The 21,748-nt window shown below is 41.2% G+C and carries 14 protein-coding genes; 9 read left to right on the top strand and 5 right to left on the bottom strand.

Annotated elements, in window-relative coordinates; translation table 11 throughout:
- The first annotated feature begins 830 nt into the window (after nt 1-830).
- From ACFE90_RS20835 to ACFE90_RS20815, 5 genes are all read left to right on the top strand, one after another.
- The gene (locus ACFE90_RS20835; protein ID WP_375503859.1) at nt 831-1,070 is read left to right on the top strand and encodes a hypothetical protein; all 240 of its coding nucleotides are present in this window, start codon (nt 831-833) and stop codon (nt 1,068-1,070) included.
- Nucleotides 1,071-1,295: 225 nt separating this feature from the next.
- Nucleotides 1,296-3,440 (top strand): peptidase domain-containing ABC transporter, encoded by a 2,145-nt coding sequence (locus tag ACFE90_RS20830; protein WP_375503857.1) that lies wholly within the window; start codon nt 1,296-1,298, stop codon nt 3,438-3,440.
- Nucleotides 3,441-4,817: 1,377 nt separating this feature from the next.
- The gene (locus ACFE90_RS20825) at nt 4,818-5,645 is read left to right on the top strand and encodes an SDR family NAD(P)-dependent oxidoreductase (protein ID WP_375503855.1); all 828 of its coding nucleotides are present in this window, start codon (nt 4,818-4,820) and stop codon (nt 5,643-5,645) included.
- Between the two features lie 269 nt (nt 5,646-5,914).
- Complete coding sequence (locus tag ACFE90_RS20820; protein WP_375503853.1) at nt 5,915-6,661, top strand: class I SAM-dependent DNA methyltransferase; 747 nt, start codon at nt 5,915-5,917, stop codon at nt 6,659-6,661.
- 241 nt (nt 6,662-6,902) lie between these two features.
- Entirely contained in the window at nt 6,903-8,399 is a 1,497-nt protein-coding gene (locus ACFE90_RS20815) for a glycosyl hydrolase family 57 (RefSeq protein WP_375503851.1), read from the top strand.
- A gap of 611 nt (nt 8,400-9,010) precedes the next feature.
- Here ACFE90_RS20815 and ACFE90_RS20810 read toward each other — a convergent pair.
- From ACFE90_RS20810 to ACFE90_RS20790, 5 genes are all read right to left on the bottom strand, one after another.
- Nucleotides 9,011-9,769 carry a class II aldolase/adducin family protein gene (locus tag ACFE90_RS20810; RefSeq protein ID WP_375503849.1) on the bottom strand — a complete coding sequence of 253 codons (759 nt, stop codon included), beginning with the start codon at nt 9,767-9,769 and terminating at the stop codon, nt 9,011-9,013.
- Nucleotides 9,756-10,424: a hypothetical protein gene (locus ACFE90_RS20805; protein ID WP_375503847.1), complete on the bottom strand. Its 669-nt coding sequence runs from the start codon at nt 10,422-10,424 to the stop codon at nt 9,756-9,758. The genes ACFE90_RS20810 and ACFE90_RS20805 overlap by 14 nt, the downstream gene beginning before the upstream one ends.
- Nucleotides 10,425-10,565: 141 nt before the next feature.
- Nucleotides 10,566-10,784: an RRXRR domain-containing protein gene (locus ACFE90_RS20800; RefSeq protein ID WP_109012415.1), complete on the bottom strand. Its 219-nt coding sequence runs from the start codon at nt 10,782-10,784 to the stop codon at nt 10,566-10,568.
- Nucleotides 10,785-12,088: 1,304 nt separating this feature from the next.
- Nucleotides 12,089-13,828 carry a pseudouridine synthase gene (locus ACFE90_RS20795; protein ID WP_375503844.1) on the bottom strand — a complete coding sequence of 580 codons (1,740 nt, stop codon included), beginning with the start codon at nt 13,826-13,828 and terminating at the stop codon, nt 12,089-12,091.
- Between the two features lie 320 nt (nt 13,829-14,148).
- Nucleotides 14,149-15,447, bottom strand: a complete 1,299-nt coding sequence (locus ACFE90_RS20790) for a hypothetical protein (protein ID WP_375503842.1) — start codon at nt 15,445-15,447, stop codon at nt 14,149-14,151.
- A 606-nt stretch (nt 15,448-16,053) separates the two neighbouring features.
- On the opposite strand from ACFE90_RS20790, the gene ACFE90_RS20785 reads away from it, so the two are divergent.
- The 4 genes from ACFE90_RS20785 to nifE form a co-directional block, all read left to right on the top strand.
- A complete protein-coding gene (locus ACFE90_RS20785) occupies nt 16,054-16,317 on the top strand; it encodes a hypothetical protein (protein ID WP_375503840.1) in 264 nt (87 codons plus the stop codon).
- A 704-nt stretch (nt 16,318-17,021) separates the two neighbouring features.
- Nucleotides 17,022-18,344, top strand: a complete 1,323-nt coding sequence (locus ACFE90_RS20780; protein WP_375503838.1) for a substrate-binding domain-containing protein — start codon at nt 17,022-17,024, stop codon at nt 18,342-18,344.
- A 491-nt stretch (nt 18,345-18,835) separates the two neighbouring features.
- Nucleotides 18,836-19,804: a nitrogenase iron protein gene (nifH, locus tag ACFE90_RS20775; RefSeq protein WP_375503836.1), complete on the top strand. Its 969-nt coding sequence runs from the start codon at nt 18,836-18,838 to the stop codon at nt 19,802-19,804.
- A 543-nt stretch (nt 19,805-20,347) separates the two neighbouring features.
- Nucleotides 20,348-21,748: nitrogenase iron-molybdenum cofactor biosynthesis protein NifE (nifE, locus tag ACFE90_RS20770; RefSeq protein WP_375503834.1), on the top strand; the 1,401-nt coding region annotated here is incomplete at its 3' end.

The following is a 21,748-nucleotide window of genomic DNA, read 5'->3' as shown; positions in this document are numbered from 1 at the left end:
CCCCTGCTACCCCCGCTAAGCCCGTCGTTATCAGCCAAATAGCCCTTAACGTTGCTGCTGGTATTCTTAGTGGCTCTAAGATAGACCAAACCGCTGTCAACGTTGCTGAAGGTATTACTGCTGGCGCTACTGTCAGCCAAACCGCTGTTAACGTTGTTACTGGTACCAAGTAAATAATGAGGTTTAGTAGAAGGGGAAGAATAAACGTAAAGACACGATCAACCGCGTCTTTACGGAGGTAAAATGTCTTAGACAAACTAACCTGCTCCAACAGGGTAGTTTATTTTCTAGCAAGACATTAACTTTGTTGCTTATCGCAGTTATTCTAGCATTACGTTTATTCCTACCTTATACTTTTGTTGAACAAAGTTATTAAAGTCTATCAACAGTTCCTATTAGGCAACTGTTGATAGGTTCACTTAATGCTTTTGCTAAAGATACTGCTAACCTTGAACAGTAAACTAGAGAACTAAGCGCTGCTATTTGAGAACTCGCTCATATCCATGTTTAATTACTCTCGGCATAGATAGTAAAATTCAAAACCTTTTATATTTAGGGTTCTGTTTATTTGGCTTAGTTTCGGGGTTTATATCAATAATACGAGCATTTAATCCCTAGCTATATCTGAACTTTCGGCATTTAGCTCTAAGCTGTAATTGTTTTATCCGAGAGTGATTAAAGAGCAATATGGAGCAAAATTTACTATTCTGCAAAAAATAGCGGAAAAGATATAGCCATTTTGTTAGGTGCTACCAATGGTTATATTTTAGTTAATGCACCTTCCCATCAATTTAGAAACTTGTAATTAACATCTGAGGTTAATTAGAATCATGAAAAGCACTCAAATCTTCCCAACGTTTACCTCCCTTACTGAAGCTCAAGAAGTAAGCCTGTGTGGTGGTGAAAGCAACGTTTCTTATTCTTATAGTCAAGTGATAATTGATAAAAAAGGAGTAAAGAAACAAACTAAAAAAGTTGTAAAAACGAAAACTACCAAAGGAAGAACTTCAGTATCAGGAATATTAAAAAGCTTTGGAATAAACCTATCCTCCCTACTAAAATTTGATTAGTAGTGATAAGTAAGCGGGCGTGAATAATTAAAGTTTAGTAGTAAGCGGTTGGAGCCGCTTACTACTAGCGAATCTAATCAATTTTACATTACATAACATAGTTTGATTTTTTTGCTCATTTACTTAGTAAAATTAAACTGTTGGTCAAATTATTAACCACGCAGGGACGAAACCCTGCTATTTTTTTAAGTTTTTTTAGGATGCTATTGGGTACTGGAGTGTGAAATGAAATACCAAGTTGTTGCACAACATAGCGAAGAAGATTGTGGAGCTGCTTGTCTTGCTTCCATTGCCAAACATTATCGCCGTAACTTTACACTAAATCGCATTCGAGAAGCGGTAGGTACTGGGCAACTGGGAACAACATTGTTGGGATTGAGGCGAGGAGCAGAGGCACTTGGTTTCAATGCGCGTTCGGTCAGGGCATCAAAAGAAATATTAGACCGAATGAACCAAGCACCACTGCCAGCAATCATTCACTGGAAAGGCTACCACTGGGTTGTTTTGTATGGTCAGAAAGGCAAAAAATATGTAATTGCTGACCCAGCCTTTAACATCCGTTATGTCTCTAGAAATGAATTAACGGAGGCTTGGTCAGATCAAGTCATGCTGTTACTAGAGCCAGATTCGGTTCGCTTTTATGCTCAACCGGATGATAAAGTCAACGGTCTTTGGCGCTTTGCGCGGCGGGCATTGCCTTATGGGGGCATAATATTCGAGGCTTTTCTCTGCGCTATAGTTATCGGTCTGCTTTCGTTAACAGCTCCTTTCTTGCTTCAAATTCTAACGGATGATGTACTAGTTCGAGGTGATACTCAGCTTCTTATTGGTGTAATTATTGCGGTTGTGGTGATGAATTTGGTGTCAAGTAGTCTGCAATTAGTTCAATCTAACCTGATTGCCAATTTTGCTCAAAAACTTGAGTTAGGGCTAGTTCTAGAATTTGCCAGGGCAATCTTGCGGCTGCCTCTGGCTTACTATGAATCACGTCGCAGTGGCGAGATTGTTAGCAGATTGCAAGATATTCAACAAATTAATCAGCTAGTTGCTCAAGCAGTTATCAGTCTGCCTAGCCAATTATTTATCGGACTGATTTCTTTGGGTTTCATGGTGTTCTATAGCTGGAAACTCACCTTTGTTGCCGTCGTTGTTGCTATTGTCATGAGTTCATCTACAGTGGTTTTCTTGCCTACACTTCAACAAAAAATCAGAAGTATGTTGGTCTTAGACGCGGAAAACCAGGGTGTTCTCGTTGAGAGCTTTAAAGGAGCGCTGACACTCAAAAGTACTGCTGCTGCTCCTCAATTTTGGGAAGAATTTCAGAACAGATTTGGTCGGCTCTCAAATATAACATTTCGCACAGTTCAGATTGGAATTATTAATAGCACCTTTTCTGGGTTAGTTTATGCTATTGGCAGCGTTAGTTTGATTGGTTTCGGCAGCGTCCTAGTTATTAGTAAGGAACTCAGCATCGGTCAACTGCTGGCATTTAACGGGATGAATGGGAATTTTTTGGCATTAATCGGTACTGTGATTGGATTTATAGATGAATTCATGCGTGCCAAAACTGCCACGGAACGCTTAACAGAAGTTATCGATTCCACACCTGAAACTCCAAGCGATAGTAGCAAACCCTTTGCTAAAATTCCTAGTGATGCTGATATTATTTGCAAAAACCTAAACTTTCACTACGCTGGCAGGCTAGAGCTACTGGAAGATTTTTCCCTGACAATTCCTGGCGGTAAAGTTGTTGCTCTAATTGGTACATCAGGCTGTGGAAAAAGTTCTTTTGCTAAACTGATTGCCGGATTATATACACCTAATTCTGGCAATATTCGCTTTGGCATTTATAATATGCAAGACTTAGCTCTTGATTGTTTGCGGCAACAAGTTGCTCTGGTTCCTCAAGATGCTCATTTTTGGAGTCGCACAATTATTGAAAACTTCCGCTTAGGTTCTCCTCACCTCACTTTCGATCAAATTGTCAAGGCTTGCCAAATTGCTGAGGCAGATGATTTTATTAGTAGACTACCTGAAAAATATCAAACTGTATTAGGTGAATTTGGGTCAAATATTTCTGGTGGACAACGCCAAAGACTGGCTTTAGCAAGAGCTATTGTTAACGATCCACCAATCCTAATTTTAGACGAATCAACTGCTGGACTCGATCCAGTTAGTGAAGCTCAAGTTTTAGATCAACTGTTGTTGCACCGCCAAGGTAAAACCACAATCCTGATTAGCCACCGTCCTAGAGTAATTACCCGTGCTGATTGGATTGTTTTGCTCAATCAAGGCAAGTTACAAATTCAGGGGACAGTAGAGGATTTACGTGCCCAACCAGGAAACCATTTAGACTTTTTAACCCCTTAATCACTCACAATTTTAATTAGTGGTCTATCTCATTAAATTTGATGAGTTTGTAGTAAGCAAAGCATTTCAGTGCTTAAAAATCTAGTCGCAGTTACCGATATCCCGCCTCGGAATGAATTCTGAGGCGGGATAGAAACGTAGTGCAAAATTTATTAATAGAGATATGGCTGCGGTAAGATTTGTGTGCAATATGCTTGGGTTAAGGCTAAAAACTAAAACTGGTGTAGGTCGGATTGAAAAAGAGGCAGGGGAGCAGGGAGCAAGGGGGATTCAACATTTCGGCTACGTAGTTCGACTGCGCTCACGGTAAACTCAGTGGCCACCCCACCTGTTGCGCTCAACCCGTAGGGTACGAGAGCCACTTAACAAAAGTGAGGGACTCAGACCCATGTTCCCCTCTGCTCCACGGCAGGAGAAAGGGGTCATTTTTCCCTGCCCCCTTCCTCCTGCCTCTTCGTTGAGGGACGTACACCCAAAGGGGCTTCCCGCAGGATAACCCAAGATTTTGGGTGCTTTGTTGGGTTGTGCTTTGCTTAACCCAACTTTGTATTTTAGAGCATCGGGAAGAGGGTTAGGTTAATCGTTAGCTTTTCCAGATGGCATGAATTGTCACACACCAGGCAAGTCTCAAGCATTCCTTTGATGAACTCAAAGCTAAAGCCAAATAAGTTATCATTTTTACTAAAGTTTTTGCAGATAAATCTGCTGTTCTCATTTGCATTAAAAACAATAATTTAACTCTCTTTATTCTATTATTTAAGATATTAAAATCAGAAACCTTGATTTTTAATATATGCGTAAATATACTGATACAGTTATGCGAAATAGCTGACAAGCTGAGGTTTTACGAAAATAACCAAAACCTATATGTCTTTTTTACTTCTTAGCTATGACTGAGATACTACAATTTTCCAAAACAGGGCTTAATTGTCAGGAAAGTAAGATATTTGTACTTAGATATTCATAAAAACTTATTTAATAAAATATTTTCCATATATATACCTGTCGTTAAGAAGTATTAAGAAATTCTGATTAAAGAATATTGCAATAGCTTGATTTAATTGCTAACGTGTGTATGACAACGATGCTGATGAGCGCTCTGATCTAGGAGAAGTAAAATTATGAGCTATATACATTCAGCCAAGTCTGTTAGGCTTTGACAGGTTAAAAACGATAAATTTCTGCCTCGTATAGACAATTATGAGGGATTGCAGATTAACCAAGAAATATCTCGTTGCTAAAGGCTTAGTTTCAGTTTGATTTCAATTGCAATTGATTATTTGTCTTACCTTGTGCAGACAAGCGAGTAGCTCTTAATTGTGTGTTTCGGCAATAACGAAGAGTTTGGTAAGACTTAAATTTTGGAGGATAAAACCAATGGAGATTCAAGGTAAAGTTGCTCTAATTACAGGGGCTTCTCGTGGGATTGGACGAGCGATCGCACTCGAACTCGCTCAACAAGGCATCAAGCGGCTGATATTGGTAGCACGCGATCGCCAAAAGTTAGTCGAAGTAGCTAACGAAATCGAGGCGATAGGAACAGAAACTGCGATCGTGGCCTTAGATTTGACGCAGACAATTGAAGTAAATATCGCTGTTGCCCAACTGTGGCGCAATTACGGACAGATTCACCTACTGGTTAATTGTGCGGGAGTCGCATACCAAAGTTCGTTTTTGCAATCTAAACTGCCCCAAGTTCAAGAAGAACTCTCTGTGAACTTGTTAGGAATGTACAACCTTACGAGTCTGATAGCTAGACGCATGGCCAGTCAAAGGCAAGGGACAATCGTCAATGTATCGAGTCTGATGGGGAAGGTGGCTGCACCGACGATGGCGACTTACTCAGCTACCAAGTTTGCCATTTTAGGATTTACCCAAGCTTTGCGCCAGGAACTAGCTGATTACAATATCCGAGTCATTGCATTACTGCCTTCCCTCACAGACACAGATATGGTGCGCAACTTAAAATTATTTCGCTGGGTGATCCCAATGACTCCCCAACAAGTGGCTAAAGCACTCGTTACCGGAATGCAAAATGATTCACCAGAAATTTTAGTCGGATGGCAAAGTCATTTAGCTGTATGGTGTCAACGCCTTGCTCCCTGGTTGCTAGAGCTAATTTTACGAATAGCAACTCCGCCAGCACCAACGAAACAACAGCCGAGTCAAAAACTGAAGAAGCTGATGCCGAAACTGAATTTTTGATGGTTTGTTCTGTGTCTGCGCGTAAATTCTAAATTTTTTGAGGCGATCGCCTACCGTGCAGTAAAATTTCTACCAGAGTTGCGATCGCTCCATTATCGATCTTTTATTACTCTGAAAAAATAAAAATGTTTGTAGTTTTTAGATAGGGTTGAGGCAATGCGTTACCCAACAAAACCAAGGATTCTTGGTGTTGGGTCTACGTTCCTCAAACGCCACTTGCTTCAACAAATCAGAGACTACTAAAAATAAATCTGGAAGTTAAGAAAATCATGATTCCTCAAGAACATAACAAGTTGATGTACGACAAATATGGCGAACAATATCATCTAAAGCGAAGTAACAAAGAAAGTAGTCTTTGGAATGAATACCTAGATATTCCCGCAATGACAAAGCTGATTGAGAAAAATGTCAATCAATGTGATGTGTTAGACTTGGGCTGTGGCTCTGGGAATTTTACTGCAAAAGTGAAGTCTTTGGGAGCAAATGTTATTGGTCTGGATCAGTCGAATAAAATGATTGAGATAGCTCGTAGAGAACACCCAGAAATAGAATTTTATGTTAGTACGGCTGAAAAAATACCATTTAATGATAAAACTTTTGAGCTAATTTATAGCTGTTTAATGATTCACTATATTAGAGAATTAAGTCCATTATTTGCTGAGGTTGCAAGAGTAATCCGTAGTTTGGGTAAATTTGTATTCTCGTTTCATCATCCGTTTAATGAAATAACCCATCAAGTTTGGAATGGTAGTGGTTATGACGTGACCATGCATCCATATTTTCACAACGATGAATATAGATGGAATATGTTTGATGAAATGGAATTAATAAGTTATCATCATACTTTTGAAACAATAGTCAATTCTTTAAATGATAATTGCTTCGTAGTAGAACGCCTAATTGAAACTACCCCAAATGAATCAATAAGGAATAAATATCCAAGATTTTATGAAATGACTTCTAATTATCCATCATTCTGTGCCATAAGTGCAATCTATCTACCTAATCAGAAATGAAGCCTAGCTTTACTTGGTGCATCCGCAGAGCGTAAACAAACTTTATCAAAAAGTAGAACACAAAGATGCGAATATCTGGGTAGACTGCACTGATGATTACTAGACTTGCCTGAGTTCGCAGTTACTGAAAATTACCTAAAAATGTTATGGCTCAGGGTATTTACTGTATTTATGCTGAGTCAAGCACTATTAGATACTCATGCAAGTTTTATAGATATAACTTATTTCGGAGCAACCAGAAATGCTTTCCTTCCCCACGACTCTCACTCCTTTGCCCGAAATCATTGATGGCTTGCCGAATATATCTGGTTGGGAAACAGAGGTTCTCTCTGTAGTTAACCATAATCAGCCAGTATTTTTACCAACAACTAATATCCGCTTGGAAGATGTAAATGCTGTGTTTGCGATCGCCTTACACATGCACCAGCCAACTATACCTGCTGGACATGGTGGTACACTCATCAGCAATCTGCAATATATGTTTGAACATCCTCATGAAGGGGATAACCACAATGCAGATCCTTTTGCCCATTGTTATAGCCGCATGGGAGACTTAATCCCTGAACTCGTCAGCCAAGGGTGCAATCCCCGTGTGATGTTGGATTACTCAGGTAATCTTCTCTGGGGACTGCGGCAAATGGGACGCAATGATGTTCTCGATAATCTTAAACGCATCACTTGCGATCGCACCTACCAACCTTATGTAGAATGGCTAGGTACAATGTGGGGTCATGCAGTTATTCCTTCCACACCAATAGCAGATATTAAATTGCATATCATTGCATGGCAACATCACTTTGCAGCAATTTTTGGCTGGGAAGCACTAGCGCGAGTCAAAGGATTTTCGCCCCCAGAAATGCATCTACCAAATCACCCTGATGCTCTCTTTGAATTTGTGAAAGCGCTGAAAGAATGTGGATATCGCTGGTTACTCGTTCAAGAACATTCTGTAGAAACAATTAGCGGTCAATCTCTTACCCATAAACATTTACCACATCGTTTGGTTGCCCGCAATTCTCAAGGCGAAACAATTAGCATTACAGCTTTAATTAAAACCCAAGGTTCGGATACTAAATTAGTCGCACAAATGCAGCCTTATTATGAAGCAAAAACATTATCGAAACAACAGATTGAGAGTGTTTTTGTACCACCAATAGTTAGCCAAATTGGAGATGGTGAAAATGGTGGCGTAATGATGAATGAATTTCCTAGCGCCTTTAAACAAGCTTGGTGGGATATGGTCAATAACGGCGGAGGGAAATCAGGTGTAGTTGGAATGTGTGGTACAGAATATTTAGAACTAATCGAAGCTGCTGGATGCAAACCTGAAGACTATCCAACTTGTCAGCCAGTGGGACAACATCAGATTTGGCAGCGAGTTTTACCAGACAATTCTCAACCCGAAGCTGTAGAGAATGCCATTCAAGAATTAAAGCAAATCAACTCTAATTTCCATTTGGATGGAGCCTCGTGGACAAATCATATCAGTTGGGTGAAAGGATATGAAAATGTCTTGTCTCCCATGTATCAACTAAGCAGTTTATTCCATCAAAAATTTGATCCATTACAGCAACTTGACTCAGCAGAACCTGTTACTAGACAATCTCATTACCGTAACGTTCTTTTACATAACCTTTTGTTGCAAACCAGTTGTTTTCGTTATTGGGGACAAGGTGCTTGGACTGATTATGCGCGGGAAATTTATCAACGTGGCGAAAATTTATTGCAGATAAATTGAACTAGGAACTAGAAGCTAGTAAAATGTAACGGAAATTTGCCTACCTTTAATAAGGAAATTTTGCCCCTTGTTGTCTGATTAATTGAGATGATAGCTGATATCATGTCCAGCTTGATTGCTTATTAAACCCCAAGAACCCCACCCCGCCAAAGCTACGCTTTGTCTCTCCTCCCGAAGAGCGGGGAGGGGTTAGGGGTGGGGTGTAATGACTGTGGTTAGCATAACTAATTATGCGGACATGATATGACTCCCCTTAAAAAGGCTTGCTCCAATTACCTCCCTTTTAAAGGATGTTTTAAAAGTCCTATTATTAGTGGCAAAACATTCTAGATTCTCCGAAATCCACGCCAAATAGTTTTGACCTTTATAGGCAGGAGAGCAGGGGGAATTTTTTGCTGGGGGAAAGATATTTAAATTACCCTGCAACAAGGATTTTAGAGCAAATAAATTTATTTATGCCCAAAAGTAAAAATATTTATTTCGAGGTGTGTAACACGAGAAATAATACTTCCTTGGTTCAGAGCCAATACATTTATGTATAGCGATTCCCCCCTGCTCCCTACTCCCTGCCCCTTTTCCTCTTATTGACGCTAGTGTCAAAAAACACAACACTAATTTAGCAAATCAGGTTCTTCGCGCACAATTCTGTCGTAAAGGGGCTGGAAGCCGAACCACCCACTTGTATGTGACCCCACTTGAGTTTGTGTTAAACGGGCTGTTTCGTGTTTGATAGTAGTAGGTCTACCCGCAGCTTCTGCCAGTAGTTGGGCTTGGCACGATCGCTCTAAGTTAATGTACCAATAGGCAGTTTCATCTACCGTATGTCCCACAGTTAAAATGCTGTGGTTACGCAGGATTATAGCTTTGTTTGGCCCCAAAGCTTGCGCCAATCGCTGACCTTCAGAAGTTTCTAAAACCACACCTGTGAAGTCATCAAATAGCGCATGGTCTTCATAAAAAGCACAGGAATCTTGAGTCAAGGGGTCAAGAAGACGACCTAAACTAGACCAAGCTTTACCATAAAGTGAATGGGCATGAGCCGCCGCGATTACATCAGGTCGAGCTTCATGAATCTGAGAATGGATGGCGAAAGCAGCTCGATTCACTTCAGCATCACCTTTAACCACTTCACCTTCTCTGTTAACTAACAGCAGGTCAGAAACTCGGATGTGACCGAAGTATGTTCCTAATGGATTGACCCAAAAATGGTCTGTAAATTCTGGATCACGAGCCGTAATATGGCCTGCGATTCCCTCGCTGAAACCAAATTTACCAAATAGGCGAAAGGCAGCAGCTAGGCGTTGTTTGCGGTGCAGACGTTCGTCTTCAACTCGCTCGAATACGGGGGGTTGTGGTCTAGCGTAGGGCATGTTCTTTTTCTTCTTCTTTGCAGGGAGCGTTAGAATATCCAGAGCGAAAGGATTTAACGCTGTGAGATTCTGGGATGAACTGGTGACGCAAGATGCAACCAGTATCATTACCCAGAATATGGATAGATACAGATGCGCTCTGGGATGTAGTTTTGACGGCGTGGATATCACCATCTGGGGGTAACAGGCGGTAAATATCTCCTGTTTGAAGCCTACGCACTTCAGTTATTTGTAATTGTGCGTGTCCTTCAGCATCGCCGTTATCTACACGGCGATAGACTGTTTCCTCTTGATTGCCTTTGTATAAACCAATCAATCCCCAGGCTAAATGATCGTGGACAGGAGTCGTTGAACCTGGGGGAATTACCAAACTAAAGATTGACAGGGAACGGTCTTTAGCGCGATAAAGTAGCCACTGACCAATACCACCGCCCATTCTGCTTTCGGGATTGGCTTGGGCAAACTTTTGGGGTAGCCATTCCTGTTGGGCAAGCAGTTCTTGAAAATAAGGTTCTAGTTTAGCGAGAGTTTGTATGCGATCGTCAACAGTAATAGCGTTAATTTCACGCAGTGTTGCTACAAAGGATCGTAGTTCCTGGCTCTCAATAAACCATTGGTCTTCTGGCAATGGTTCTAAGATGGTGTGGTTTGTCATCTATATTCCTCCGTTTGGGAGGTGACTAAGATTAATACCAATTTTTTTATCTTTGCTGACAATAGTACTAGTACCGCAAGGCGGAAGTCAAAAGTCAAAAGTATTATGGAATCAGCTTTATAGGGATTTTTAATGGTTGCTCTATTTCCGCCGTGGCGTACTAGTAGTTTTAATACCAGGATGAATTTTGAAGCCAAGTTGCTCAAGTTTAAGATGAGAAAGGGATTCCTTCAGAATTATAGTAAAGGGATATCGCTGAAATACGGTAGCTTTACCTTGTGACAATAGCAGCCTAGCACGGCTGATGCGTACTGGATATAACGGTTGTTGGTTGGCATTAAGAATGAATACTTTACTCATATAATTGTGAATTTAATTGTGAATTGTGGGACAAATAGTAGCAGCAACATCTATACCTTTTTGGTAGAATCTTTTGCTCCAGCATCTAGTCAGTAGTATTTTGGATTTTGGCAAAATCATCATCACTAGTGCTCTGTCAAGTCAACAATGTTTAGTAAACCAAGTTTTAGAATCTTTCTCTCTGTGTCGCGCCAGTTGCTACCCTGCCTTAATGCTAAGAGTGTAGCAAGATCCCCGTAGGGGTACAAGTCAAGGAATTGCAAAGGCGCACTGGCTTCTTTGTGCCTGGAGAGGTTCGTTTTTTAATAAAAAAAGATAAGAATGAGAGTCTAGAGGTAAACTCCTGCACTTTTATCTTTACCGCTCATTAGAGATTTCCTTGAATATTTTTTTGGGAAGTCTCCTAGGTGTGATGTCAATTTCTTTAAATACGGTAAATTGGTCGGATAACCGTTCAATTAACTACAAGCAGAAATTATCACATACAAATTTAAAAAGCAATAGGCTAACTGTTCGGGGAGGAGATTAAAGGAAAGCAGTGCGTTTCCTCCTTCCCAGGCGAGAGTTGAGCGTCAAAAGGGCGTAATTGATTGTAAATGCAGGGTCTTTCTGGCTGCGGATGCTCGAAGCGAAGTAATTTTACCTTGGTCAACTGTCACAACATCGGAAACTATCGCTTCATAAACCTTGTGAACCTGGCGTTGCTAAAACTGTTGGCTAATTTGCCGATGGGTTTGGCGATCGCGTGCCAACAACAAAATCCTAGATGTTTTTTTGATCTAGGCAATGCACAGATGCAAGCGTCATCCCATCCAGCAACAGATGACGTAAGAGTTATATACAAGTGAAGGAAAAACATGAAATATAATGCTTATAATCAGCAATTGACTGTACTAAATAAAAACATAAAATGGTTCAATATTATAGATAAGTTTGCTCGCTCTAACCCACTTAAGAATTTATAGATAGCGTACAAAAATTTTTCCATTGACTTAAAAATTCAGTAAAAAAGGTGTTGGTTTTCCTAAATTTAAAAAGAAGTACGGATGCAAACCATGAAGCAGAAATCAAGCTAATTGTAAGGTTTGTGGGATGGGGGGCAGGGGAGGCAAAAAAATTTGTATAAATTCTTTGGTGAAATGGTATGATACCAATTCGCAATTCGTAATTAAAAAACTTAGAGATAGCTAGCCTTTGAGGGTTTACATCTGTTTCATAATTTTAGTGAATTGGTATGAGTACTTGCAACAAGTCTTTCCCCTTGTCCCCAATTCTCCTTGTCCCCAAGTCCTCTTCGTTGAGCGTCAAAAGGGTGTAATTGCTTGTAAATGAAGGGTTTTTTCTAACTGCGGATGCTCAAAGCGAAGTTCTCTAGCGTGCAGATGTAAGCGACTGGTAACTACACAGCATCCATAAAGGTGATCGCCTAAAATAGTTACCCCAAGTCCTCGCGCATCAGCCGCATGAACCCTTAATTGATGAGTGCGCCCTGTGAGCGGCGTAAATTCTACACGGGTGTAATCTTGTTCTCTGGCAATTACCTGGAAGTGTGTCAAGCTGGGTTTACCGTGCTGCCAATCGACTTTTTGATAAGGACGATTTTCAGGATCTCCCCAGAGTGGCAGGTCAATTTTACCTTGGTCAACTATCACAACACCGGAAAGTATCGCTTCATAAAGTTTGTGAACCTGGCGTTGCTGAAACTGTTGGCTAATTTGCCGATGAGTCTGACGATCGCGTGCTAACAACAAAATCCCAGATGTTTCCTGATCTAGGCGATGCACAGATGCAAGCGTCATCCCATTCGGTAACAGATGACGTAAGCGACTCAAGACACTATCTTGGCGATCGCTATAACGACCAGGCACCGAAAGTAATCCAGCAGGTTTGTTCACAGCAATCAGCCATTCGTCTTCATAAATAATCGGCATCTCTCCCTTCATGGGGGGGAATTCATTGGACTCAAACACATCGGATTTACATAAATGTGTTAATGTATTTAGTAAAAGTGGGGTTATTATGTGAAAATCCTTATTAGGGATTAAAATAGGTCTTAACCCGGAGAGCAAAAACCCCATCAATGGCTGGCATCGCTCGGCACATGCTCCATAAAATTTCCCCTGGATTTTATCTTGGTTTACGGAAGACGCACCCCACCAAAATTCTGCCATTGCCAGGGGTTTGAGATTATGTGTTGCCGCATAATGAAGCAGTTTTGGGGCACAACAGTCTCCTGTGCCAGTGGGCGAACCTCCTGGCATCAATTGCTGTAATGATAGCGATCGCCCAGAAAAGTTAGTCAAGCTGTAGGTAGCCTGCATCTGAGCTTGGAGTTGGCGAGATAGTGCTTTACGCTGTTGTTTTAGTTCGCTAATTCGCGCATCCGTTGCTGCAATTAACTGCTGGAGGGGCTGTAATAATTCATTTTGCTGGCGTTTAAGTTGTCGTCGCTCAATTCCTTGCTGACGACTCTCTTCGTCGAGTTGTTCAAGGGCAATAGTAAGTGCTTCTTTTGTGAGTGTATTGCAGATTTGCTGACGTTTCTGTTGTCGTTGATGTTTGCTATAGCGATGGCGATCGCTCATTGCTTGCAATTGTTGCTCAAATTCATCAGACAGGGTTTCATACTGCTGGCGTTCGGTTAGTTGCTTTAAGGTAAAGAGTTCTTGCTTAATCGCGTCCAACTGTGCCAAAGTGCGGGCTTCCTCCAAAGCAACTTCGTCTCGTCCTGGAATTGGTGGAACCCATCCCTCAACTACACTGCAACCATTCAAAAGACCGGAGAAGGCTTTGAGTACTCTTTGTTCGCCATTAGGCAGTTCAACTAATAGTATTCCATACATCTTGCCTTCACGAGAATAACAGTCATTTTTGGCAAGTTGTTGCATAAGTCCGTGAGCGATCGCTTCAGATATTGAGGTGCGGGGTAATTTTAGGCGATGGCCACTTTGGAGACAACGCCCCTTGTACCAATAACTAGGAGATAAGCCACTTATTGCAAAATCGCAGTCGATGAAATCTGAAAGTGGGTGCAGAACTACCATACAAAGTATGATTGCAAATCTAGTTGATCCTGATGTATGAAATTATTGCCTTTGCTAAATACCAATTCTGTATGAAGATGCGCCGATAGTGCAAGAAATAAAGAACGTATACGCAAACGCGAGAGCGTCTGTCTGCGACACGCTGTTCGCGTTCGAGAGAAGCAGCTTGCCGCAGGCTACCGCCAAGAACGCTAAATACGCCAATAAATAAGCAATTAAGAGATTTGGCGCAGCTTCATAAAGAAAAGCTATAACAAGATAGTGCGGGTGCGATTGCCTAGATTGGGCGGGTACGCAGCCAAAGATTCAACGTCTAAAATTTAGGGAGCAGGAATCGATGAATCGCTCTGTGGTGGATTGGCTTGTTCTGGTGGAAGCGGTTGTTCAGATGAATTATCTTCTGTGGATGTAGATTCTGGCTCTTTTATCATAGCATGCTGCTCTTGCCCTCTAAGCCCAAGATATGTTGCGGCACTGATTCCTTGTAGTGTAAGAAGTGTGTCATCAAATTCCGGCATTGCCAGATTTTTAAGGACTTCCCAAACAAAGAATAGTCCGATCGCAACTGTCCAAATAAATGTTTGGAATCGATGAAAGTTGACTCCATTAATATCTGATAATATATCGTAGAAAAAACCTTCAGAAACGCGTTGACTACCTTTTTTCTTCTTCTCATTCCCCTGCCCATCAATTAACGAAGTACCAAATGCAGTTATAGAATTGATTCCCAATAATATTAGTGATTGTTGTGTCAAAATATTGGTGTAATCTCCTGTTATGCCGTAGATAATAAGGTAAGCACCAAAAATTAGAAATGTCCAAAAAGCAAGTTGAGATATCGATAGACTGAATGGGTTTCTGTTCAATTTTTTTCTGCCAAGAAAAAATTGAGCAATTCGGCTTTGACGATATTCATTTTTAAGATCAGCCTTTTCTGCGATCAACAGTTCTTGGCCACCAATCACCTCTTTTTGAGAGTAAACCCCTTCTATTCCAAAGCTACGAAGAGTGTTTCGGCAATACCTAATGAACATTAATACAACAGCTACAAGTAGAAGTAGACACAGCCAAAATCGCCACGAAAACAGAACTATTGTTAATTGAGGAGGTGGGAAACCATCGCTCACTGGAATTGCAAGCTTTTTGGGACAGCCTACTCCCGCTATCACGTTAATACTGTATCTGCTACCAAGAAGCTCATTCCATGCAGCTTGAGACGAGTCGGTGCGCTCAAGTCGAAAGGCTAACCAATCATCCTCAAGAACTGTCCTTTGATCTTTACCCGGAACCTTGACGATAACTGGTTCTCCGTGGACATCATCTAGCTCATAGCCATCCAGGTACAACACTAATTGTCGAGGATCAAATGAATTGGTGGCATTAGGTGTTGCATTTCTGGTAGCTGCTGATAATCCTTCAACTTTTATCCTAATGCGATCGCCCATTTTAACTTGGTTACGACCATTGTCGGCAATGACTTGTTGAGTTTTCAGCCCAGGAGGCACTGAACATAGCTGAGGCGCAAAATTTACAGGAGGGCCATCTGAACTATCTTGAGCAATTACTGCAAAGTTGATAGAAACAATCAACAGAAAAACCAACAAAAAAATAGCAGTCAATCTTTTAGCATTTCTATACATCGCTCGGTATTCCACCAACAGTGATTACTATGTCGGTAGTGTAACCATACTTGAGTCACTCAGGGTAACTGAAAGTTTAAAAGTTTAGGTTTCAAAATCCTTCGTTTGTATGAAGGGTTTTAACATCAGGTCAAGGGAACTATTTTACATAATTCCTGGAACAACAGGTTTACGTTAGCTTTGAGTGAGTCACGGCTGCGGTTGCGTTGTGCGATTCGTTTGGTGTCACCAGCTATACACCGAACTGGGTTTCCATTTTTGCGATCGCATCAGGGTAAAAGCAGGAGTTAGAGATTGCGATCGCTGAAATGGCAATTTTAACTCGCTTAAATTCTTTAGGGTGAGGCATTAGATCCCATTTTTCGGTAATTTAACCCAGTTTATGCCTATTTATCTTGCCATTCTTGCTGACAATAACGGAATCAAGCCAAAAAGTGACTAATCATTCAGATTTTCAATGACTACGAACCCACAATTATTAGCGGGGGTTGCTACTGCATTCCCTGGTGATTCCAGCTTTGACTTTGAAGAATTGGCTGGAATCAACTTTGTTATGGTCTTCATTTTAAAGTTTGATGGTTGTAGATGAACATAGGAATAATTCAGCCTTACAATAACGGGTTTTTAGAAATTGTACCAGAGAGCGATTATTGGCAAATTGCAGCTATACACATCAATGGCCAAGCCTACTGCCCTACTCCTCGGCTTTATAGATCAGAAAAAGTGGCATTAGCAAAAGCTACACAAATTTATGATTGGCTAGCTGACCACGAAGAAGAAATTAGTGGTGGGGGTTGCTATTGCTCTGAATTGAAACTCATCCTATGGCAACAACCGAAAGTATCTTAGTTGACCTTGTATTAATAGGTAGTTATTTATGGGTGAATGACATTAGAGGCTGCTATTAATTTGGAGCTTGAGTCCCGCAACACACCAGCAGTCTATTTAATGATTGATGCAAATAAAATAATAATTTTCCTAGAATAAATTCTAGTTTATCTATTAGGTACTAGGCAAGTCTCCTTAAGGTAATACATTATCTATGCCAGACTTTGCTAAATACCTAATTGATTGTGCAAAAACTTAAAATAGCAATTCTTTGCTGATGCTATGTGCAGATTCACTTTAGTCAAATAGGTAATTTTTCATTAGGGCAAAATTTACCCATAAAAGCGAAATTGGTTGGTATGTTTTCTACTATTTGTGTCGTCTATCAAGCATCAAAGCTGAAACTAATCTCTAAAACTGTATTAAATACTACTTTTTACTAATTAAATTGGTAAATTTTTACTGCTAGATAAATGCTCTGTTTCTTAGAATTTGGGGCTTTTGAGCCAAGATAGCAGATAAAAAGTAACCACCCGCAAAAATAATTTGCGCCTTGCAAGCAAATTGGCCATTTCTGTGATAGTCTTTTTATATAGGGAATCAAGACAGCGAAAGCACAAAAAGTCTTCAAAGAGAAATGATATAAACTCAAAGACTACACTTTCGCCTTGGCAGATGCAATGTTTAAATCCGCTACGGCTTTTTGAAACTAAGAGACAAAGCCAATGAAGCAGGATAGTGACCTCCGTAATAACTTGAAGTCCATTAGAACTCGCTTAGGCATGAGCCAACAAGATTTGGCTAACATCGCTAATGTGACTCGTCAGACTATTAGTGGTGTAGAATCGGGGCAATACGCTCCCTCAGTAGCCATAACACTTCGCTTGGCCAAAGCGCTTGGCTGTCAAGTTGAGGATCTATTCTGGTTAGAGCGAGATTTACCTGAAATTGAAGCAGTTCTTGCCAAACCCGTTTTGAATGGTCAACAACTGCGAGTTAGCATGGCTCGTGTAGGAGGACAATGGATAGCTTATCCCTTGATTGGCATGGATGCTTTTCGCCAAGATATGATTCCGGCTGATGGTGAAACAGTTGGGGGGGTGAGGCAGTCCGGTCTTCTCCCAAGGGGAGACGCTAAGAGCGATAGCGCAGCGTTAGCGAGTCATCGAGCGTCTGGGGGTTTCCCCCAGGACGAACTGCCGAAAGGGTTCCCCGGCATAAGCAAACTGTCGTTAGCGTCAGCGGTAGCGAGGAACGAGCGTCACCCGAAGGGTGAAAGCACAAGCCTTACAGGTACAAATAAAGTTCGAGTCCGTCTTTTAGACGATAATATCGACACACTTCACAATACCGTTGTGATTGCTGGTTGTGCACCTGTGATTTCACTATGGGCAAGAGCCACCGAACGCTGGCATCCGCAACTGCGAGTCCAATATAACTTCGCCAACAGCATGGCTGCATTGCACAGTCTATGCAGAGGTGAGGCGCACATCGCTGGGATGCATCTCTACGATCCTGAAACTGGTGAGTATAATACTCCCTTTGTTCGAGATGTTTTGGCTGGGAGGGAAGCAGTTCTGATTACTCTTGGTGTTTGGGAAGAGGGACTTTTGTTGAAGTCTGGGAACCCAATGGGAATTAGAACAGTTACTGACTTAGTTGCAGGGGAAGTGATTATTGTCAACCGCGAAATAGGTTCCGGTAGTCGGATGCTTTTGGAACAAACACTCCAAAAAGAGCAGATACCGTTTGATGCTGTTCAGGGCTTTGACAATATACTCAAAAGTCACCAAGATGTTGCCCAAGCTGTAGTCAGAGGAGTTGCCGATGCTGGTATAAGTACAGGATCTGTAGCTACTGCTTTTGGGCTGGGATTTATCCCTTTACATCAGTCACGATATGATTTGGTGATTCTCAAGGAATATCTTGAAGAAGCACCTGTACAGCAGTTGCTCAGTACTTTGGGACATCGAATGGTTCACTCCCAATTTGAAATTCTCGGCGGTTACGATATCAGCAAAATCGGTGAAGTTGTAGCGACTGTTTAGAGTGGATTGCAATGGTTGGTTGTGTGGTTTAGGGAAAACTTGGCGTAAATTTAAATCCTGTTGCAACCACTCTTTAGGTATGAGCAACCTTCAGTGGATTACAACAACTGATGATGCTGAATTCGTAATTCGGATTGAATTTGAGTTTCCAACTTAGAATCTGTAGCTTTCTTTTGTCCAATTGGTATTACTACCGCTAGAGAAATCATTTGAGTGAGCGGATAGTAATACTTGCAATATTCCTTGAGTGATGTCTTATCGCTCTAGCCATTAGTCAGAAAAAACAATGACTAATGGCCAACGAAAACTGACCAAAACTTAAATATGTTCTTTCTTCGGACTCTTTTTGCTGTAGAACGATCGCCTCCAACGACGTTCTACATCAGGTCACTGCTGTAATTTTACAGCGCGAGTACCTCCGGTAGGCACTTTGTGCCATCGCCTCATAATCCAAAAGACCCACCAAACAAACAATCACAGGATTAATCATCATGTCCGACGAAAAAATTAGACAGATTGCTTTTTACGGTAAAGGCGGTATTGGTAAATCTACCACTTCCCAAAACACCCTTGCCGCTATGGCAGAAGTGGGTAAACGCATTTTGATTGTCGGATGTGACCCCAAAGCTGACTCCACTCGTTTGATTTTGCACTGTAAAGCTCAAACTACCGTGTTGCACCTCGCTGCTGAACGAGGTGCTGTAGAAGATATCGAACTTGAAGAAGTAGTTATCAATGGTTTCCGAGATATCAAATGTGTGGAATCTGGTGGTCCTGAACCTGGTGTAGGTTGTGCCGGTCGCGGTATCATTACCGCCATCAACTTCCTTGAAGAAAACGGTGCTTACTCAGATGTAGATTTCGTATCCTACGACGTGTTGGGCGACGTTGTGTGCGGTGGTTTTGCTATGCCAATCCGTGAAGGTAAAGCTCAAGAAATCTACATCGTTACCTCCGGTGAAATGATGGCGATGTTTGCTGCTAATAACATCTCTCGCGGTGTTCTCAAGTACGCTCACACTGGTGGCGTGCGCTTGGGAGGTCTAATTTGTAACAGTCGTAATACTGACAGAGAAGACGAACTGATTAGCACATTGGCGGCCAGATTGAGTACTCAGATGATTCACTTTGTTCCCCGCGACAACATCGTGCAACACGCAGAATTGCGCCGGATGACTGTTAACGAGTACGCACCCGATAGCAATCAAGCTAATCAATACCGGACATTAGCGGACAAGATTATCAACAATACAAATCTTGCCGTTCCCACACCTATTGAGATGGACGAGCTAGAAGATTTGTTGATTGAATTTGGTATTCTCGAAAGCGAAGAAAATGCTGCAAAACTGATAGGTGCCGCCAACGCTCAAGCAGATGGTGAGAAGAAGCTAGAAGATGCCCAAGGCGAAGCACTAGAAGCACTGAAAAAAGGAAATGTAGAAATAGTTTCCGGTAGCTAAAAAAAGAAAGTAAAGTTCTTATTTAGACTCAGGTGCTAAATACAGAGTAAATATTAGGTGGGCTATTTTTGCCCACCCTCTCACCGAAACAGTGCTGAGTGCTGAGTAAAAAGTAAAATTAGACCGACTAAGCATCAAATTAGTTTTGAGTAGCGAATACCTCGGCTAAGAGTGGGAAGATTCATTAATACTACTTATTCATTACTTTTTACTCAGGACTCAACCACTCATCACTCTTGAAAAATCTTTTAAAATGGAGGTAATCGAATAGCCAATCTTAACTTTTGTTTGTTTCAGCTTCACCGTGCTAACACTAATTTCTCAAGGTCTACACAGCAACATTAATACTTTAATAGTCTAGTTGGTATTTTTGTTTTCTCCTTCTCTAACCTAGTTAGTGTTTATGTTTTAGGGGATGGGAAATTCCCTTTCTCATTCCCTTTTATTCCATCCTTTAGATACACGATTAATAAATGAAAACCTATAGAGGTTTTTGAAAATTCTCTTAACACCTAGTAACTTCTACTTATTGTCACTAAACAGATGAATCCCACCCCAGGAAAAATTAACGATTCGCTCAGTAACTCCAATTCTGAAGATGCTCCTCAGCAGCAGAAACTGCATAAAAAAAAGTCCTCTACACAATTACCCCAACCTGGAACTACTCAAGGGAGTTGCGCTTTTGATAGTGCAATGATTACCCTAGTACCAATCACCGATGCTGCTCATGTAGTTCACGGGCCAAGTGGCTGTGCTGCCAGTATTTTGGGAAGTTACAGCAGTCTCTCCTCTGGTTCGATGCTGTACAAAATACGTTTTACCAGCGACATCGATGAAAACGATATCATTTTCGGTGGAGCCAAAAAGCTGTACAAAGGCATTTTAGAATTACAAAGACGCTACAAACCGGCGGCAGTATTTGTTTACTCCACTTGCATCACCGCCCTGATTGGGGATGACATTGAGGGAGTTTGCAAAGATGCCACTGAGAAAACAGGAATACCTACTATCCCTGTACATTGTCCTGGATTCATTGGCAACCAAAATTTGGGCAACCGTGTCGCTGGTGAAGCAATGCTAGAACACGTTATTGGAACAGCTGAACCAGAGACTAGTACACCTAATGACATCAACCTAATTGGTGAACATAACATCGCAGGTGCAATATGGAATGTTTTACCGTTATTAGAGAAATTAGGTATTAGAGTTTTGGCAAAAATTACAGGCGATGCTGTCTACAAAGAAGTTTGCTATGCTCATCGTGCCCAACTTAACGTCATACTCTCCTCCAAAGCACTAATCAACGTAGCAAAAGGGATGGAAAAAAAATATGGCATTCCCTATATTGAAGAGTCTATCTATGGTATAGAGTCAATCAATCAATGTTTAAGGAATATTGCGTCAAAGTTAGGTAATTCTGATTTGCAGGAACGTACAGAAAAATTAATTGTAGAAGAAACTGCTGCAATAGATGAAAAACTCGCTCTGTATATTACCCGATTACAAGGTAAGCGCATTATCCTTTCTATTGGAAGTTTCAAGAGTTGGTTGATTATCTTTGCTGCTAAGAAATTGGGGATGGAAGTTATTGCTATTAGTACCAAGGATAATACTGAGGAGGATAAAATTAGAGTCAAAAGTTTGTTGGAGCAAGATGGCATAATTCTAGAACAAAATACTCCTGAAGAAATTTTACAGATAATTAATGAAAATCAAGCTGAGATGTTAATTGCTGATAAACGCTATCAAGATACCTCTCTTACAGCTAGAATTCCATTTCTAGATATTAATCAAGAACGCAACCATCCTTATGCAGGGTATATAGGAATTTTAGAAGTAGCACAAGAACTGTATGCCGCTTTTTACAACCCTGTATGGGAGCAAGTATACCAGCTAGCCCCGTGGTCAGAAGATGGGGGAGATGAGGGAGCAGGGGGAGATGGG

This window comes from uncultured Nostoc sp., assembly GCF_964245445.1.
Taxonomy (GTDB): Bacteria; Cyanobacteriota; Cyanobacteriia; order Cyanobacteriales; family Nostocaceae; genus Nostoc.
The sequence above is the reverse complement of the archived record's forward strand: the minus strand, read 5'-3'. Positions and strand labels throughout refer to the sequence as shown.

Excerpts from the sequence above, each read along its gene's own strand:
- ACFE90_RS20835 (WP_375503859.1), top strand. The coding sequence starts at position 831 with ATGAAAAGCACTCAAATCTTCCCAACGTTTACCTCCCTTACTGAAGCT.
- ACFE90_RS20830 (WP_375503857.1), top strand. The coding sequence starts at position 1,296 with ATGAAATACCAAGTTGTTGCACAACATAGCGAAGAAGATTGTGGAGCT.
- ACFE90_RS20825 (WP_375503855.1), top strand. The coding sequence starts at position 4,818 with ATGGAGATTCAAGGTAAAGTTGCTCTAATTACAGGGGCTTCTCGTGGG.
- ACFE90_RS20820 (WP_375503853.1), top strand. The coding sequence starts at position 5,915 with ATGATTCCTCAAGAACATAACAAGTTGATGTACGACAAATATGGCGAA.
- ACFE90_RS20815 (WP_375503851.1), top strand. The coding sequence starts at position 6,903 with ATGCTTTCCTTCCCCACGACTCTCACTCCTTTGCCCGAAATCATTGAT.
- ACFE90_RS20810 (WP_375503849.1), bottom strand. The coding sequence starts at position 9,769 with ATGCCCTACGCTAGACCACAACCCCCCGTATTCGAGCGAGTTGAAGAC.
- ACFE90_RS20805 (WP_375503847.1), bottom strand. The coding sequence starts at position 10,424 with ATGACAAACCACACCATCTTAGAACCATTGCCAGAAGACCAATGGTTT.
- ACFE90_RS20800 (WP_109012415.1), bottom strand. The coding sequence starts at position 10,784 with ATGAGTAAAGTATTCATTCTTAATGCCAACCAACAACCGTTATATCCA.
- ACFE90_RS20795 (WP_375503844.1), bottom strand. The coding sequence starts at position 13,828 with ATGGTAGTTCTGCACCCACTTTCAGATTTCATCGACTGCGATTTTGCA.
- ACFE90_RS20785 (WP_375503840.1), top strand. The coding sequence starts at position 16,054 with ATGAACATAGGAATAATTCAGCCTTACAATAACGGGTTTTTAGAAATT.
- ACFE90_RS20780 (WP_375503838.1), top strand. The coding sequence starts at position 17,022 with ATGAAGCAGGATAGTGACCTCCGTAATAACTTGAAGTCCATTAGAACT.
- nifH (WP_375503836.1), top strand. The coding sequence starts at position 18,836 with ATGTCCGACGAAAAAATTAGACAGATTGCTTTTTACGGTAAAGGCGGT.